This window comes from Mesorhizobium sp. M0184, assembly GCF_040322215.1.
GTDB lineage: Bacteria > Pseudomonadota > Alphaproteobacteria > Rhizobiales > Rhizobiaceae > Mesorhizobium.
Genome location: NZ_JAMYSZ010000011.1, coordinates 1 through 16,048, shown reverse-complemented (window position 1 = coordinate 16,048; position 16,048 = coordinate 1). Strand labels below are relative to the sequence as shown.

The following is a 16,048-nucleotide window of genomic DNA, read 5'->3' as shown; positions in this document are numbered from 1 at the left end:
AGGACCGCTGTCGGCGACATTCTATTCCACGCTGAGCCGATACCCAATACCGCGCACTGTCTGCAGCCAGACCGGATTGGACGGATCGCGTTCGATCTTGCGGCGGAGCCGATTGATCTGGACGTCGATCGTGCGCTCGCCGACCTCGGATTCATCGCCGACAAGCTCATGCCGCGGTATCGTTTCGCCGGCACGCGCAGCGAAGATCGCCAGGATTTCCTGCTCGCGGTCGGTCAGCTTGAGCGCCTCGCCGCCGCGCTTCAGCTCACGCCTGGCGATCTGGAACGTATAGGGGCCAAAGACCAGCTGTTCGACCTTAGGCGTTGTCGCGGGGCCGCCGCGGCGCAGGATATTGTTGATACGCAGGATCAGCTCGCGCGGGTCGAACGGTTTAGGCAGATAGTCGTCGGCGCCGGCCTCGAGCCCGGTGATCCGGCTGTCGGTTTCGGACAGTGCGGTGAGCATCAGGATCGGCACGTTTTTCTCCGCCCGCAGCGCCTTGGTGAGGTCGACGCCACTTTCACCCGGCATCATGACGTCGAGCACGATCAGATCGAAGTCGAGGCCGGCGAGCTTGCGGCGCGCCTCGCCGGAATTTCCGGCGACGGTGACGCGAAAGCCGTTTTCGGTCAGATACTGTTTCAGAAGATTGCGGATACGGGTGTCGTCGTCGACCACCAGCAGATGCGGCGCGTCGTCTTCCGGTGCTGTCGGATGATCAACCCTCTCAATGGTCTCCATGGTTTTTCCCTGACATCTTTGCGGGCACAATGTCGATCTGCGCCCTTAGTTCCGGATTGACCATCGCTTCAAGGAACCGTTCGATAACGGCGCGTTCGGTGGCTCCGGAATCTTCCAATGCAGCATGGATGCGGCGCGACTGTGGCCGCGCCAGCGCCAGCGCCAGGGCACGGCCCTTGGCCGTCGGGTAGAGTTCGCGCTGGCGGCGGTCGCGAGGGCCCTGCAATTGCACGATATGGTCGGTGTCGATCAGTTGCTTGAGCACGCGCGCCAGGCTCTGCTTGGTGATCTTGAGCACGTCGAGGAGCTCGGCGACCGTCAGACCGGGCCGGCGATTGACGAAATGCAGAACCCGGTGATGGGCACGGCCAAAACCGTATTCGGCCAGGATCTGGTCCGGATCGGAGGTAAAGTCGCGATAGGCGAAGAAAAACAACTCGATGATGGCGAAATCGATGCCGTCCTCGTCGGTGATGGCCGTCCTGATCGGTTCTGCGGCTGCGTGGCTCGTCATCTTTTCTCCGTGTGAAGCAGGAAATTATGTCAGCACTATTGACGTATTTTCCGCGCGATGGTAATTTTTGGCAAGCTTTTCGGCGGATTGCGAACGAAAAGGCAAGCGAAGCCGTTTTTTCCGGAACTTCCTGAGTTTGCCAGACCTTAAATATCCGCCTAGCTTTGAGACAATGGCCGCCCGCAGCGGCCGAGGCGAAACACGCAACGACACAATGATGTGCGGGCTGCCGCCCGCGGGAGGTTACCATGGCATCCGTTCCCTTCGACCAACTGGACGGCTTTATCTGGATGAACGGCGAATTCGTCAAATGGGCCGACGCCAAGATCCACGTCTTGACCCACGGGCTGCACTACGCCAGCGCGGTATTCGAGGGCGAGCGCGCTTATGGCGGCGAAATTTTCAAGCTGACCGACCACACCGAACGCCTGCATGAATCGGCGCGCCTGCTTGGCTTCAAGATACCCTACTCGGTCGCCGAGATCGACGACGCCTGCCGCACGCTGTTGAAGAAGCAAGGTTTCCAGGACGCCTATGTCCGGCCGATCGCGTGGCGCGGCAGCGAACAGATGGGCGTTTCCGCACAGAACAGCCGGATCAACTGCGCCATCGCCATCTGGCAGTGGCCAAGCTATTTCGACCCGGCGCAGAAGCTCAAGGGCATCCGGCTCGACATGGCCGAATGGCACCGCCCCGACCCGCGCACCGCACCGTCGAAATCGAAGGCGGCCGGCCTCTATATGATCTGCACCATGTCCAAGCATGCCGCCGAGGCCAAGGGCTATGCCGACGCCATGATGCTCGACTGGCGTGGCCAGGTGGCGGAAGCGACAGGCGCCAACATCTTCTTCGTCAAGGACGGCAAGATCCATACGCCCAAGCCTGATTGCTTCCTCGACGGCATCACCCGCCGCACGGTCATCGACCTTGCCAAGGACCGCGGTTTGGAGGTGATCGAGCGCGCCATCATGCCGGAGGAGCTTGAAGGCTTCCAGCAGTGCTTCCTCACCGGGACGGCAGCCGAGGTGACACCGGTTTCGGAGATCGGTCCATACCGATTCGAGGTCGGCGAAATCGCCAAGACGCTGATGAATGACTATTCTGCGGCCGTTCAGCCCAAGCACGCAATCGCTGCAGAATAACGAAAGTCACAGCTTTTTTAACTAGTAAGGGCGGTTTTCGGGCCGCCCCTTTTATTTAAGCGCTTCTGCATTTGACTTTCACACAATTCGGCGTCTCATGATGGGGTCGGCCCGGGAGGCTGGCAGCTATGGAGGGACTGGAAATATGGATATGAACACGCTTCTTCCGATCATTATTCAGGTGATTACGGGTATCATCGGTGGTCAGGCGGTTGGCGCGGCTATCAAGACGGCGGCGATGGGGCAGCTTACCAAAATCCTGGGTGGCGCTGTCGGCGGCGTCGGCGGTGCGGCCATCCTCAACAGTCTGCTGGGTGGCGCGGTCGATCCGGCAGCAGCCGCCACGGCGGCAGGGGCCGGCAGCGCGTTGAACATTTCAAATATCGTTGGCGGTGCCGGTGGCGGCGCCATCTTGACCGGCATCATCGGTGCGGTCATGAACGCGATGAAGAAATAAGCTTCGACATTTCAGGTTTTCAAATGGGCGGCTTCGGCCGCCCATTTCGTTTGCCGTTTGTGGGAGCGGTGGACGCCGTTCGCGTGTGTCTCTACATCAGGGCCTGGTTCAAGGTTGGAGCTCTCCTGACGCGTTCGAGGGGACGCGCAGCACTCCGACAGCGTGAAAGGACGAATATGGGTCAGCTCAACGCCGGCATCGTGCCGGTCACGCCGTTCCAGCAGAACTGCACCATCCTCTTCGACATGGACGACAGACAAGGCGTTGTCGTCGATCCGGGCGGTGACATCGACAAGGTGCTGGCGGCGCTCGAGGACAATGCGATCACTGCCGGCGCGATCTGGATTACACATGGCCATATCGACCATGCCGGCGGGGCCATGGAACTGAAGGAGGCGCTCGGTATCGAGATCATCGGTCCGCATGCCGCCGACCGGCCGCTGCTCGCCAATCTCGAGAACCAGGCAAAGCGCTACGGCATCACCGATCCCGTGCGCAACTGTGTCCCCGACCGGTTCCTTGCCGAAGGCGAGACCGTTTCGTTCGGCTCACACGAGTTCGAGGTGCTCCATTGTCCGGGCCATGCACCCGGCCACGTCGTCTACTATAGCCGGGTTGCGAAGTTCGCCCATGTCGGCGACGTGCTGTTCCGCGGTTCGGTCGGCCGCACCGATCTGCCGGGCGGCAACCACGCCGCGCTGATCGCCTCGATCAAGGAGAAGCTTTTGCCGTTGGGCGACGACATCGGCTTTATCTGCGGCCATGGTCCCGGCGGCCGTTTTGGTGAGGAGCGGCGAAGCAATCCTTTTCTGGTCTGAAACCGCTTGCCGGAAACAAAAAGCGCGGCCTGTGCGACCGCGCTTTTTTCCGACGGGAAACTGCCTCCGCTAATTGGCGGTGCAGAAATGCTGTTCGCCATCATAGCCGGTGAACGTGCCGGTACGGGCGTTGAAGCTCCGGTAGCGGTCCGAGCAGTATTCGTACCAGCCGCGGGTCCACGGCTCCGCATAGCTTTCGGCGTAGGCCACTCGCGGCTGCACGTAATAACGGCGCACCGGGGCAGGCCTGTAGTATTCATCATCATAGGCCGGGTCGTAATAGCGGGGCTGCGGGCTGGCGAGCGCACCGCCGATCAGGGCACCGGCCGCAAGGCCGAGCACGCCGGCCGCAACGGCGTCGCCGTGGCCGTGGTGACGGCGGTGATGGCGCCATTCGTCGGCATTGGCCGCGGGCAAGGTCGCAAGCGTGGTCGCAACGACCGCGGCGGACAGGATGGCAGTCTTGAAAATTCGGTTCATGTCGGTCTCCTTCGTGCCGGCCCGGGTCGTTTTCGGGGGATGCGGTCCGGCTTTAACGAAGATTAATATGCGACCGTGGCTGAACGGGGGCTGAACGAAATTTGACCAGGCGGTTCATCTAACTGGGCGGTTCAAGCGTGCGGCAAACACCGCAGGCCAGACCGGCCCACGTCCATTCTGTCCGGGGGTGGTTCAGCCGATCGACAGGTTGACGGCTTTCGGACCCTTGCCGCGCTTGTCCGGCTCGGTGTCGAATGTCACTTTCTGCCCATCCTCAAGACCGGGAAGACCCGACGCCTGCACGGCCGAAATATGGACGAAGACATCCTTTGCCCCGTCGTCCGGCGTGATGAAGCCGAAGCCCTTGGCGTGATTGAAGAATTTGACGGTGCCGGTCTGCGGCATGGGAAGCTCCTTTGATCCCACAAGTCCAGTCTCGGGCCGGCAAATGCCCGGACGGAAATTTGTCCTTTATTTTAGTGCCATCGGCAAGAGAAAGTTTTGCGGGTGCGGGCAAGCATCCCGGAACACAAAAGGCGCGACGAAAACCGCCGCGCCTTTACAGAATTCAAGTTCACTCCAAAAGCCTTGCAGCATCCTCACCCCGAAAGGACGCGCGGCACGCTGTGGTTTCAGGCAGCGCGGAGATTGACCGCTTTCGGACCCTTGCCCATACGGTCGGGCTCGACATCGAAGGTGACCTTCTGACCGTCGACGAGCGTGCGCAGCCCGGAAGCCTCGATCGCCGAGATGTGGACGAACACATCCTTGGCGCCGCCATCGGGCGTGATGAAGCCGAAGCCTTTGGTAGCGTTGAAGAATTTAACGGTGCCGGTCTGGGCCATTGGGGAAACTCCTTCACCCGTGTCAGTCTTGGTGGTTCCGCCCGCCGCCTGGCGCCGTGGGCAAGTCCCGGTGGTTGCTTCGGCAGTCATGCATTGGCGCATGGTAAAACCCCCCGCCGAAAACGGGGCTGTCAGAGATTCACAGTATCGGGGAAAGGTCGTCCAAAACGTTCCGCTCTCCGGGTCGCAAATGCCCGAACACAAAATTTATCGCACGGAAACGTGATGCTTGCAAGACACAGCCGCGGGCGGCCCCAACAGGCGCATCCCGACGCATCGCACCGATAGTCCCGGTTCTCTGCGCGGTCATCGGCCAGACTTCACCCAGGCATGGTCCAGCAAGCGGGGCAGGTGCTGTCTTGGCTTGCGCCGCCATACCGCCCTGGCTCGCCAGTTGCAAACAGGGGTTGCATCTGGCAGCGGAATGACGAGGATCGGCCTGACCCAGGCACCATTTGTGCAGGCAGGAGTTTCGAGGGAGGGAACATTCATGCGGTTTCTTGCGGCAATCTTTCCGCGGCAGGGTTTTTCCATCCTGTTCCTGTCGGTAATTCTCGCAGCCTGCACCGTCGTAGTGGATGATGAGGGGCCGGGGCCGCGCCCGCCACGGCCGGGGCCGCAATTCTGCACTAGGCAATATGACCCGGTCTGTGCCCGGCGCGGCGGCGACCGCCAGACCTTCGCCAATGCCTGCCTTGCCGAACGGGCCGGATACCGCATCATTCGCGAGGGCGAGTGCCGCGGCGGTGGTGGTGGCGGTGAGGAGCAGACATTCTGCACCCGCGAATACCGCCCAGTCTGTGCCCGTCGCCATGGCGAACTGCGCACATTCCCCAACGAATGCGAAGCCCGCGCGGCGGATTATCGCGTCGTCGATGACGGGCCCTGCTGAGGAGCTGCGGGGAGATCGTGCTCCATGTTCTGCCTTACGCGGGCAGCATCGCCATGCGGCGCGATGAAGTCAGATAGTCCGCCTGTGTCTGGCTCTCCACCGCCTCTGCAATGATCTTCAGCTTCAGCGTTTTAATTTTATTGATAATATGCAGCGTGACGGAACTGGCGGCGGAATCCTTGGCGATCGGTGTCGATGAACGACTTATCGATCTTCAGCGCATCGAGCGACAGCCCCTCGAGATGGGACAGGCTGGAATAACCTGTGCCGAAGTCGTCGACTGCAGCCGCATGGGCAAGCCTGCTATCGACTGTCACGCCGCTGATGGTGGGCCGTGCTGGGCCCCTTGAGCTCGTGCTCTATCGCGGCCCGGATGGTTGCACTCGGAGGTTCGTATAACTAGAACAAACCTTGTTCAGCTTCCCATGCATCTACAAAAACACCTGCAGATCGTTGTCTACGAAACTGATTTGAATAATAGTCAGAGTTCGACGAGCAAGCCATTTCGATCGTCTCGGATTTAGAAAGTTCAAGAAGTTTCCGATAAAGATTGTAATCCTCATCCTGACGCGTTCCGAACTCTACTAACCTAGTTGCGGTCCCGTTGCGATCTAATATTTCGGATCTATCCATCAGATTATTCATCCAACGAGTGGCGGTTGAGTGGTTTCTCAGGCCATCTGCAACATTTTTTTCTACCAACATTGCCATGTAGGTATAGCCACCTTTCAGCAGCCCTGTCCTTTGTCTTAAAGTCCAGGATAAAGCTGTTGGCGATTTGTCTGGACGTTGCCGGATGGTGAAACATTCATTCGGAAATTTCTCGTTTAAATTCTCTCCCGAATTGTACATGGCTCCGACGTCAAAAAAGCGCCGTATGCCTGCCCTCTTTGCCAAGTCAACGTCAAAGGGTAGGAATCTATTTCCTCGATATATGAAGCAGCCGCGACTGATGTAAAGCAGCGGTCCTTCATCCATCTTTAGCTCCATCATTTTCGAAATCTGTTTTTGATTTTTGTCAACATATTCGCTGAAATATGAAAACAGACGGCCATTTATATGAGAAGTTATCTCCTCGTCTACCGCGTTGAACTTTGTCCTCGACAGGTTTAAAGGAGAAAAAGCGTCCCTATCTTCGATGCTAAGCCAGTATCTAAATGATCTAGCCATATTTGCCTCGTTATTGTAATATATATGATCAAACGATAACTGATTGAACAAAGGCTGAGACTCGTATAGACTATCCAGGCCGCCTGCTTGATGACGATCCGAGATCGGGCTAATTGCAATCCCATTCACAAAATTAACTGCATCTACTAATGATTTTGCCCGCCCCCAGGAGACTGAGATGAACTTTCTTGTATTGAATGTGCCAATTGTTGCTGCAGTCTCCCGCCTGTTACCGCTTATAACGACGTCGTCTTCGTCTATTTCCAATACATGGAAGTCAACTATAACATTTTCGCCGAACTGATAGTACCCTTTTATGTCTTCAAGAAGCTTGACGATTTTATCAAATACATCTACGTTTGCTTCTATCTCTACCTCTGTTCCGAAATTACACCTAATTTTTTCTACCTGTATCTCTTTATCGTGTAGTTTACACGAAAATGAGAGGCCTTCGTCCGTCGAGGATGCCCAGTGTTTTGTCTGAACCGATATCTGAGGTCCGATCAAAAACGCTGCGAGCGCGCCGACCCCGAATCTACCACTTCGGGCTACTAGAGACCGCCCGCTATCATCAAGATGCACATTCTGCCAAGCATAGGATGAGCGGTACGAGGCCCCGGCATTGAGGAAATAATTTGTAATGACGTCAAGGCTCATGCCTATTCCGTTGTCTGTGATGCGTACTTTCGCAAGATCGCCGTCTTTCTCAATAAATATATCCACTCTGCCTGGCGCGCTTTTTAAGTGTGGTGCCTCCACGGCCTTCGCTTCCAAAACCGCATCCCTTGCGTTTTGAACGAGCTCGCGAATGCCATAACCGGGGTGATCCCCATAAAGCGGGGCGAGTAAAAGAGATAGCATTTCCGGTTCGGATACCTTGAATGCGATCCGCTCGGGGACGAATAATTCGGATGAGAATTTCTCTAGGATGTTGCTTCTGACACGCCTGATCGATAGCTGAAGCTCGGATAGCCCGGAGGTCGTCTGCCTTCCATACACTTCTCCGAAAACGGCCCATGTTCGATCCATTTCGCCTTGTAGATCGACCAGCCATTCTTTCACTCGGAGGTAGTCCGTGACCCGGGAGGGCCTGCCTTCAACCAATATGGCCTCTGGGTCGTCGTGAGTACGGGTGATATTGATAATGCTTTGATGCACTCGCCATTCGCGTTGTGATATCGGACTGCCTATAGTATGGATTTTTGCCTTAAGTTGTGGAGCTCTGGTTGCTTGTATCTGAGCGTAGTCAGCAAGCCTCAAAAGTCCCATCAGAAATATAATATGTATTCTATTGAAATCGCGAAGGTTGTATTCTTTTTCGATATAGTCGAAATTAGATCGAAGGCTTTCGCCATGGCTTCTGGCTATGAAGCCAATCAGATCCCTAATTCTCTCGTTAAAGCCTTCAAGGAGCGTCGGGAGCCCGAGTTTTTTGTCCAGGCCCACAGCTATATCGTGCGCCAATCGAGGATGGTTCCTTCGAAGGAATTCGCCAACCAATAGTCTATGCCTGTCAGTGAAATCAATAACCGTCTTAGGCATATCTGGTATATATTCTGTGTCTCCGAATATTCCTAATAGGGTATCTTGGTTAAATCTCTTTGCCTCTTGGAAGAAATCGCGCCATTGGTCCGGCCAATTTGTTGAATCAATTTCATTGTACCTTTGGGTATGGCCAGGGTCTATCAGTGTGAGGAACTGAGACTCGGTTATATGCATGCCGCAGTCATGGCAATAGCACGATGTCATAAGTACAGAGATATCTTCCACGGATATTATCTTGTATGCTAATGGGCCAACAAAATCAATTGCCGCACCAAAAACTTCAAGGGAATGTTTTTCAGAATGGTCAGTGTAGCCTTTGAAGAAAGGTATGCCAGATTGACGAAACCAATCGGTGAAACGGTTTGCTGAGTTTATTGAATGAGTGATGTAGCTGGAGTCGTTTTTTACGAGATTCATTAATTCATTTGGAAGCATGCCTTCCAATGTGGCGACGCTTATGTTCATGGCATTTTTCTTCCATGGGAATCAATCTCTACGGTGACCTAACACCATATTGCGCTCTTCAACAATCTCGAGGCAGGCGTTAGCGATTTGCGACATGGCTGTGAGATCATCTCGCGGCAATCACGCAGCCCAGCCCTTTGGCCCGACTAAAGAAAGGCAAAAGACAGCCGCAGCTCTACTTGTAGCCTAATATGGGCTTGCCCGGCGCGCAGGTTGGGCGCCTCCAGCGACACTCGATCGAGCGTCGCTTCGTCGGCATCGCGCGAGCGGTAGAACTCGATGACAAAGTTCAAGCACGACTCCAGCAGATTGTCGTGCGATCCAACCTCTAGCCCTTGGACTTGGGTTTCATACCGGTGTCCGCCTGCTTGACCGCGGAGCCGAAGGGCGAGGCCGGCTTTGCAGCCACCTTGTCCTTCTTGGGCTTGCGTGTCTCGCGGTTGCTGCGCTGTTGACCCTTGGCCATTTCTGATCCGTCGTGCGTGGGTGGTAAATGTGGATAGTGCTATCGGTCAGTTGGCCGGGTTGTCGACCGGTTCGAGATTGTCTTCCGTGGTGACCCGCTCATAGGTCTCCTGATCGCTGCGGATGCGATATTGCGGCGAGCCGTCCTTGACCGGCAGCCGGCTCTTGATCTGGAACAGCTCCGCGGTCTTTTGGGCAAGGCCGGTGCGGCTCTTCATGCGGACGGTCTGGCCGACGGTGAAGATATGCGCCGGCGTGTCCGTGCGCCGCGCATTCTGCTGGAAGCGGATCATGTGACATTCTCCTGGTCGTGCCGAAGCGCTGCGTCGAGCTCGGCATGGTCAATGGCGACAAGCTGGCTGGTCGCGCTTTTCACTGTCCTTGCCGGCAGATGGATGAAAGTGGCGACGCGGCGCCAGGCAGGCCAGGACATGCCGTCGATCAGTTCTTCGTCGTGGTCGATGTCATAGTCGCCGGCCGGCTGCACGCCATCCAGCCCGCCAAGCACGAAAGGTGCCGCGAAATGCGCTATGGAATGGGTGGTGCGAGCAGACATTCTTGTGCCTCGAAGTTCTCGCTTGTGCCTTGAAGTTCTCGTGCCTTGAAGTTTCTTTCCGGCCTGCCCCGGAAGCGGAGCCTGCATTGCGGTACCAGGTGTCGGCGATTTGGATAAGTTTGGCGGGCCGAGAATCCCTGACACCGCGGGGCCAAGCATGGCCCAAAACGGTTTCATACCAATAGTCTGAAAATACGGCTTATTCAAGAAGTTTTCGGCCTCTTACCCCTACCAACGTCAAAATTACTTTTCTATAGTTATCCGCAGAACGATGATACGGTCCCGGTGCACCTCAAAAATTGTTTGAAGAACTTCCGAAAAAATTCCTCCGGCATTTGTATTTATCTAGCAATGGAAGGAAGAGAGTCATGAACTCCGCAAGAACACCGGATGTCCCGACAGTTGCAGTCAGTCCTGTCGCAAAGCCGATAAAGGTCTTGTCGCCGCGTCTCACGATAAGAAGCGACGAGGCGGCAAGGCGAAGGATTGCCGACACCGACGGCACGGCGCGGCGGGCGCGCCAGCTTGCCGAAAGCAACCGCCTGATTTGACGCGCAAGCCATGACGCTCAATTTTCCCAATCCCAGCCGCTCCTATGACGCGGCGGCCAAGCGCATTCGTTTCGTCGGCCATGACGGCATGCTCGAAGTCCCGTTCTTTGTCGAGGTCGCGGCACTTTCGGCGGCAAACCCGGCAGCAAGCGGAGCCGAGGCCGAATTTCTCAGCGCCTTCGACGCCAAGCGTTCGTCGATCCACGAGATTGCGCGCCAAGCCTACTCGCACGGCCGCAGGAACATGTATGTGCTGACGCCGGCCGACTTTCGGTAGGCTCCCCCGGGTTCGAAGTTTTGCTTCCTAGCGACCGCCGTCTGCTCTTGCACGCGCCGCAGCGATGGCCTAGATCGCGGCAGGCGGACAACACGGCAGGTTTCCCATCAACAGAGATCCGAGACAACCGGCAGGCGCACGTTACGGCTCAGGCGGACAGCCGCCGCTGGGGCTCGACCAGCACGTGCAGCAGGCGCTGCAGCTGCACCAGGCCGGGCGCCGGCAGGAAGCCGAGGCGCTTTACCGACAGGTGCTGGCGCAAAAGGCCAACCACCCGGCTGCTGCGCATTTCCTCGGGCTTCTGCTGCACCAGACCGGGCGCAGCGCCGAGGGGCTGGCGCTGATCGAACAATCGGTGCGTCTGCAACCGAACAATCCGGATTTCCTCAACAATCTCGGCACCGTGCTGCGCGACCTCGGCCGGGTCGCGGCCGCCGCCGATCTCTTCCGCAAGGTGGTGGCGATTCGGCCGGACCAGCTGGCGGCGCGTGACAATCTCGGCTCGTCGCTGAAGCAGCTCGGCCAATTCGAAGGCGCCGAGGATATTTATCGCGGCACGATCGGCCGTAACCCGTTCCATGTCCGCGCCCGCGTCGGGCTTGCCGAAACGCTGCAGGAAGCGGGCCGGCTGGATGAGGCACTGGCTGTCTTTCGCGAGGCGCTGACGATCCGGCCGAAGGATGCCGATCTTTTGCACGGCCTGGGTGTCGGGCTGATGGAAAAGGGCAATCTCGACGAGGCTGCGGATCTTTTCAGGCAGGCGCTGGCTGTGGACCCCGGCATGGCGAGGACCTGGCTGATGCTTACCCAGGTCAAGCGCCAGAAGGAGCGCGACGCCGAGCTTGCCCGCATGGAGGCGGAGCACGCCAAGGCGCCGCAAGGCAGCCTGGCGCGCATGCAGCTTTCCTTCGGCCTCGGCAAGGCCAATGACGACCTCAGGGATTATGGCCGCGCCTTCGACTATTTCGCCGAAGGCAACGCGATCCGCCGCCAGGGCATCGACTACGACGCCGGCAAGACGCGCGGCGAGTTCGAGGCGATGAAGGCGGTGTTCGACAAGGCCTTTTTTGAAAGGCACAGGCCGAGCGGGATAGCCGACGACACGCCGATCTTCGTCGTCGGCATGCCGCGTTCCGGCACCACGCTGGTCGAGCAGATCATCGCCAGCCATCCGCAGGTCTATGGCGCCGGCGAGCTCAGCATATTGAAGACGGCGGTCGGCAAGCAGTTTCCGCTCAGCATGAAGGGCGGCTTTCCCTGGGGCATCGCCGACATGCCCGACAAGGCCTATGCCGAGGCCGGCCAGGCCTATCTCGACATGCTGCACGCCCGCTATCCGGGTTCTCGGCACGTCACCGACAAGATGCCCGGCAATTTCCTCTTGGTGGGCTTCATCCATTTGATGCTGCCGAAGGCCAAGATCATCCATTGCGCGCGCGATGCGGCGGCGACCTGCCTGTCGATCTACAAGGTGCACTTCCGAGGCGACAGCCATCGCTACGGCTACGATCTCGACGAGCTCGCCGATTTCCACAATCTGTACACCGACATCATGGCGCACTGGCACGCCGTGCTGCCTGATGTCGTGCACGACGTTCGCTACGAGGATTTCGTCGCCGACCAGGAAGGCCAGTCGCGGGCGCTGATCGCCCATCTCGGCCTGCCGTGGGACGACGCCGTGCTGTCGTTCCACCAGACCGACCGGCCGGTGCGAACGGCGTCGGCGGCGCAAGTGCGCCAGCCGATGTATCAGGGCTCGGTCGACCTGTGGAAGCGCTATGGCGACCGGCTGAAGCCGCTGCACGACAAACTTGATCGAGGGGCGCCTACAGCTCGATGAAGGGCTGAAAACCGCCAAAGATCATGCGCTTGCCGTCGAACGGCATGGTCTCCCAGTCCGACTTGAGGCGCGGGTCGGCCATCACCTTGGCCATCACCGCGTCGCGGCTCTGGCGCGATTCGTAGACCACCCATGAGAAGATGACGACCTCGTCGTCCTTGGCCTGTACGGCGCGCGGGAACGAGGTGAGCTCGCCATAAGGAACGTCGTCGCCGACGCATTCGACGTAGGCAAGAGCACCGTGCTCCTTCCAGACGGCGCCGCCCGTTTCCGCCAGCTTCTTGTAAGCATCGAGCTTTGCCTTCGGTACGGCAAGTACGAAACCGTCGACATAGGACATCTGATTTCCTCCATGCGATCGCTTTCCTCTCCCTCTGGAGCGGGAGAGGTGATTTCAGACACAGCCTGTGTGGAATGCTAAGCTGCTTTCACCGGTGCGTTCATTGCCCATTCGACGCCGAACGGATCACGCATATTGCCCCAGCGGTCGCCCCAGAACATCACCTGCAACGGCACGACTTCCTCGCAGCCCGCCTCGATGGCCCGCTGCCACCAGGCGTCGATGTCGTCGCTGCCGAGATGGAGCTGCATGGTGTAGCCCTGCGGCTTCACAGCGGCCATTCCATGCTCGGGATAGAAGTCGGATAGCATCAGGGTCGAACCGTTGATGTGGAGATGGATATGCATGGTACGGCCCTGTTCGTCCGGCGGATAGGCAAAGACCTGCTCGGCACCGAAGGCCTTTTGGTAAAATTCTGCGGCTTTGAAAGCGCCGTCCAGCTGAAGGTAGGGCGTCAATCCGCCAAGCACTTTGGCGGCGGGCTGGGTCTGCGGCTGGTCATTCATGTCATGCTCCTCTTTGCGTCTGGTTTGCCTTTGCGAACCACAGGACGAACGGAACGGCGACGATCCTACACGGCCGATGGTTTTTTGGATTCGAAATGGCGCCTGCCGCGACGGCCAACTGCCACCTTTCAACCTTCGATGCGAATCCGCGGGCTGTTTTGCGCGTCGACGACGATTTCCGGCCAGCCAATATCTTTGCGCAGCTCGATCGGCAATGAAAGGATGGCGCGTTCGCTGCGATAGCGGGCGCGAGCCGCCGAGTAACGCGTCACGGCGTGACCTATGGATGACAGAATAGACATGATGCTTTCTCCTCGATTGGCGCCGGCATCACCGTGTCGGCAACCCAAGGACGTGGCATGCGATCATCATCCGACAGAGCGCCGGAATTTTTTTCCGCAAGCCTTCAGCCGCCGGCTTCGGCAACCTCCCGGAAGAACTCCTCCGGGCTGTCGATCTCGGTCAATCGCCGTTTCTCGATCAGCCAGAAGCGGTTGCCAACCGCGCGGATGAAGGAGCGGTCGTGCGAGGCAAGCAGGCAGCTCGCCTGATGTTCCAGCAATTCCGCTTCCAGTGCTTCCTGACCATCGATATCGAGATGATTGGTCGGCTCGTCGAGTAAATAGAAATTGGGATTGGCGAGCCTCAGCGCCAGCATCATCAGCCGTGCCTTCTGTCCGCCCGACAGCACGCCGATCCTGCGCTCCTGCATGTCGATGCTGACGCCGGCGCCCGCCAGCAGCGAGCGGGCGCGCTGCTCGCCGACATCGAATCTGCGCGAGAGCATCGCCAGCGGCGTGTCGTCGCCGCCGATGCCCGACAATGCCTGGTCGCTATAGCCGAGCACCGTCGACGGCGTCACCTTCAGGCTTCGCGCCGCCGTTTCCGGCTCGACGATGGCGTTCCGGATCAGGCCGATCAGCCGTGACTTGCCGACGCCGTTACGGCCGAGCAGGACGATGCGGTCGCCTTGGCAGATGTGGCGCTTGCCGGTGCTGAACAGAGCCGTGCCGTCAGGTGTTCCGACCACCAAATCGTCGAGCGTGATCAGCACCTTGGCATGGCTGCCGCGATTGGCGAGCTTGATCGCGCCCGCCGATCTTTCGCGGTGTGCCGGCGCTGCCGCTTCTTCCAGACGCTCTGCCCGCTGGTTGAGCTGCTTGGTCTTGACCGTCAAAAGGTCGCTGCCGGAATTGATGCCGATATTGTTGAGCTTGGCGGCCTGCCGGCGCAGCTGCTGCGCCACTTTCATGTCGCGCTGGAATTTGCGCTCGGTCGAGGCATCGACTTCGCTCAATGCGTCCCTGGCTCGTGAATAGGGCAGCGAGAATACCGGCGACTGTTCGGGGCGCAGGAACAGCGTCCGGTTGGTCGTAGCATCGAGAAAAGCGCGGTCGTGGCTGGCAATCACCAGCGGCACCTCACGTGGCAGCGCGTTCAGCCAGGTCTCGATCTGGCTGATCTTGCCGAGATCGAGGTGATTGGTCGGCTCGTCGAGAAGCAGGACGTCCGGGTCGGTGACCCAGACGCGGGCGATCAGCGCCAGCCTTTGCCAGCCGCCGCTCAAGGCCCGCATCGGCCGCGCTCGCATCGGCTGCGGCACGTCGAGCGAGTCGAGAACCACGTCAACGCGCCATTGCTCGCTTTCGGCCTGCTCGGCCGGCAAGGCGTCGGCCACCACCTCATGAAAGCTACGTCCGGCCAAGGCTGCGGGGACGACCTGCTCGACATAACCGACGCGCAGGCCGCGCGTGCGGGTGATGTCGCCTGTGGTGGCTTCGATCTCGCCGGTCAGGCACTTCAGCAAAGTGGATTTGCCCCGACCATTGGCGGCGACGATGCCGAGCCGGTCGCCGGTGCCGATGGTGAGGTCGAGGTTGGACAAGAGCGGCGCACTCATGGTGACGCCGAGAGACTTGAGGCTGATCAGGGCCATGTCGATTTCTCTGGTCTGTCCGGAGTGAATTCCGGTTCAATGCACTTTGACGGTGCGCAGGCTGGCCATCAGGCTCAGCGTTGCAGCACCACGAAGGGCGGACCAAAAAAATCGAAGCGGGAAGAAAAACCCGGACCGTCTCTGGTCAGCCCTGCAAGCAAGCTCGCAGGGCAGGGACAGGGCCGCGCTGACGGTGGTGAGAAAATAACACGCAGCCCTCCTTTCAAGACGTTCGAGTTGTAGAAACTGGCTACACCAAGGGTAGGGCCGATGGCAAGTGGCTAGGCTCCCCCTTCTCCACTTGTGGGAGAAGGTGGCCGCGAAGCGGTCGGATGAGGGGTGCTCCAGCTTGGCACCGACGGCGATCCGTCCAGCACCCCTCAACCGTCTCGGCGCTGCGCGCCGATCCACCTTCTCCCACAAGGAGACCTTTGCATAGAAGCCGATTGGTGATTCTGTGATGATGGTCGAAGCAGGGAGATTCGGGATGGCGGATCGTGTTCTGGGT

At 58.7% G+C, this 16,048-nt stretch carries 22 protein-coding genes; 7 read left to right on the top strand and 15 right to left on the bottom strand.

The window, feature by feature from the left end; genetic code table 11:
- Positions 1-21 precede the first annotated feature (21 nt).
- Positions 22-741, bottom strand: a complete 720-nt coding sequence (locus NKJ23_RS15330; RefSeq protein WP_023678415.1) for a response regulator — start codon at positions 739-741, stop codon at positions 22-24.
- Complete coding sequence (locus NKJ23_RS15325) at positions 728-1,255, bottom strand: MarR family winged helix-turn-helix transcriptional regulator (RefSeq protein WP_023678414.1); 528 nt, start codon at positions 1,253-1,255, stop codon at positions 728-730. The genes NKJ23_RS15330 and NKJ23_RS15325 overlap by 14 nt, the downstream gene beginning before the upstream one ends.
- Positions 1,256-1,503: 248 nt before the next feature.
- Between NKJ23_RS15325 and NKJ23_RS15320 the strand changes: the two genes are divergently transcribed.
- The 3 genes from NKJ23_RS15320 to NKJ23_RS15310 all read left to right on the top strand — a co-directional run bounded on the left by NKJ23_RS15320 (position 1,504) and on the right by NKJ23_RS15310 (position 3,672).
- Positions 1,504-2,397, top strand: coding sequence for a branched-chain amino acid aminotransferase (locus NKJ23_RS15320; protein WP_352680826.1), 894 nt, complete (start codon positions 1,504-1,506; stop codon positions 2,395-2,397).
- 145 nt (positions 2,398-2,542) lie between these two features.
- The gene (locus NKJ23_RS15315; RefSeq protein WP_352615707.1) at positions 2,543-2,854 is read left to right on the top strand and encodes a hypothetical protein; all 312 of its coding nucleotides are present in this window, start codon (positions 2,543-2,545) and stop codon (positions 2,852-2,854) included.
- A 176-nt stretch (positions 2,855-3,030) separates the two neighbouring features.
- Entirely contained in the window at positions 3,031-3,672 is a 642-nt protein-coding gene (locus tag NKJ23_RS15310; protein WP_352680824.1) for an MBL fold metallo-hydrolase, read from the top strand.
- A gap of 69 nt (positions 3,673-3,741) precedes the next feature.
- Here the strand turns inward: NKJ23_RS15310 and NKJ23_RS15305 are convergent, their stop codons facing one another.
- The 3 genes from NKJ23_RS15305 to NKJ23_RS15295 all read right to left on the bottom strand — a co-directional run bounded on the left by NKJ23_RS15305 (position 3,742) and on the right by NKJ23_RS15295 (position 4,997).
- Complete coding sequence (locus NKJ23_RS15305; protein WP_023678410.1) at positions 3,742-4,152, bottom strand: BA14K family protein; 411 nt, start codon at positions 4,150-4,152, stop codon at positions 3,742-3,744.
- A 192-nt stretch (positions 4,153-4,344) separates the two neighbouring features.
- The gene (locus NKJ23_RS15300; RefSeq protein ID WP_006202521.1) at positions 4,345-4,557 is read right to left on the bottom strand and encodes a cold-shock protein; all 213 of its coding nucleotides are present in this window, start codon (positions 4,555-4,557) and stop codon (positions 4,345-4,347) included.
- A 227-nt stretch (positions 4,558-4,784) separates the two neighbouring features.
- Complete coding sequence (locus NKJ23_RS15295; RefSeq protein ID WP_006202520.1) at positions 4,785-4,997, bottom strand: cold-shock protein; 213 nt, start codon at positions 4,995-4,997, stop codon at positions 4,785-4,787.
- A 490-nt stretch (positions 4,998-5,487) separates the two neighbouring features.
- Between NKJ23_RS15295 and NKJ23_RS15290 the strand changes: the two genes are divergently transcribed.
- Positions 5,488-5,889 carry a Kazal-type serine protease inhibitor family protein gene (locus NKJ23_RS15290; RefSeq protein WP_352680822.1) on the top strand — a complete coding sequence of 134 codons (402 nt, stop codon included), beginning with the start codon at positions 5,488-5,490 and terminating at the stop codon, positions 5,887-5,889.
- Positions 5,890-6,026: 137 nt separating this feature from the next.
- Here the strand turns inward: NKJ23_RS15290 and NKJ23_RS15285 are convergent, their stop codons facing one another.
- The 6 genes from NKJ23_RS15285 to NKJ23_RS15260 form a co-directional block, all read right to left on the bottom strand.
- The gene (locus NKJ23_RS15285) at positions 6,027-6,206 is read right to left on the bottom strand and encodes an EAL domain-containing protein (RefSeq protein ID WP_502902539.1); all 180 of its coding nucleotides are present in this window, start codon (positions 6,204-6,206) and stop codon (positions 6,027-6,029) included.
- Positions 6,207-6,288: 82 nt separating this feature from the next.
- Positions 6,289-9,069 carry an HD domain-containing protein gene (locus tag NKJ23_RS15280; protein ID WP_352680820.1) on the bottom strand — a complete coding sequence of 927 codons (2,781 nt, stop codon included), beginning with the start codon at positions 9,067-9,069 and terminating at the stop codon, positions 6,289-6,291.
- A 146-nt stretch (positions 9,070-9,215) separates the two neighbouring features.
- Positions 9,216-9,362 (bottom strand): hypothetical protein, encoded by a 147-nt coding sequence (locus tag NKJ23_RS15275; protein WP_352680818.1) that lies wholly within the window; start codon positions 9,360-9,362, stop codon positions 9,216-9,218.
- Positions 9,363-9,397: 35 nt separating this feature from the next.
- Positions 9,398-9,535, bottom strand: a complete 138-nt coding sequence (locus NKJ23_RS15270) for a hypothetical protein (protein ID WP_352680816.1) — start codon at positions 9,533-9,535, stop codon at positions 9,398-9,400.
- Positions 9,536-9,581: 46 nt separating this feature from the next.
- A complete protein-coding gene (locus NKJ23_RS15265; RefSeq protein ID WP_023678408.1) occupies positions 9,582-9,827 on the bottom strand; it encodes a hypothetical protein in 246 nt (81 codons plus the stop codon).
- Complete coding sequence (locus NKJ23_RS15260) at positions 9,824-10,090, bottom strand: hypothetical protein (RefSeq protein WP_023678407.1); 267 nt, start codon at positions 10,088-10,090, stop codon at positions 9,824-9,826. Before NKJ23_RS15260 ends, NKJ23_RS15265 begins: the two co-directional genes overlap by 4 nt.
- Before the next feature lie 368 nt (positions 10,091-10,458).
- Between NKJ23_RS15260 and NKJ23_RS15255 the strand changes: the two genes are divergently transcribed.
- The 3 genes from NKJ23_RS15255 to NKJ23_RS15245 all read left to right on the top strand — a co-directional run bounded on the left by NKJ23_RS15255 (position 10,459) and on the right by NKJ23_RS15245 (position 12,758).
- Positions 10,459-10,641 carry a hypothetical protein gene (locus NKJ23_RS15255; RefSeq protein WP_023678406.1) on the top strand — a complete coding sequence of 61 codons (183 nt, stop codon included), beginning with the start codon at positions 10,459-10,461 and terminating at the stop codon, positions 10,639-10,641.
- 10 nt (positions 10,642-10,651) lie between these two features.
- Positions 10,652-10,918, top strand: coding sequence for a DUF1488 family protein (locus tag NKJ23_RS15250; protein ID WP_023678405.1), 267 nt, complete (start codon positions 10,652-10,654; stop codon positions 10,916-10,918).
- 184 nt (positions 10,919-11,102) lie between these two features.
- A complete protein-coding gene (locus tag NKJ23_RS15245; RefSeq protein ID WP_023678404.1) occupies positions 11,103-12,758 on the top strand; it encodes a tetratricopeptide repeat-containing sulfotransferase family protein in 1,656 nt (551 codons plus the stop codon).
- On the opposite strand, the gene NKJ23_RS15240 is transcribed toward NKJ23_RS15245, so the two are convergent.
- The 4 genes from NKJ23_RS15240 to NKJ23_RS15225 form a co-directional block, all read right to left on the bottom strand.
- Complete coding sequence (locus tag NKJ23_RS15240; RefSeq protein WP_023678403.1) at positions 12,745-13,098, bottom strand: DUF1428 domain-containing protein; 354 nt, start codon at positions 13,096-13,098, stop codon at positions 12,745-12,747. The genes NKJ23_RS15245 and NKJ23_RS15240 overlap by 14 nt on opposite strands.
- A 77-nt stretch (positions 13,099-13,175) precedes the next feature.
- Positions 13,176-13,604 (bottom strand): VOC family protein, encoded by a 429-nt coding sequence (locus NKJ23_RS15235; RefSeq protein ID WP_352469762.1) that lies wholly within the window; start codon positions 13,602-13,604, stop codon positions 13,176-13,178.
- Positions 13,605-13,732: 128 nt separating this feature from the next.
- On the bottom strand, positions 13,733-13,906 hold the full coding sequence (locus NKJ23_RS15230; protein ID WP_023719167.1) for a hypothetical protein: 174 nt from the start codon (positions 13,904-13,906) through the stop codon (positions 13,733-13,735).
- A 104-nt stretch (positions 13,907-14,010) separates the two neighbouring features.
- Entirely contained in the window at positions 14,011-15,540 is a 1,530-nt protein-coding gene (locus tag NKJ23_RS15225) for an ABC-F family ATP-binding cassette domain-containing protein (RefSeq protein ID WP_352680814.1), read from the bottom strand.
- Between the last annotated feature and the right edge of the window lie 508 nt (positions 15,541-16,048).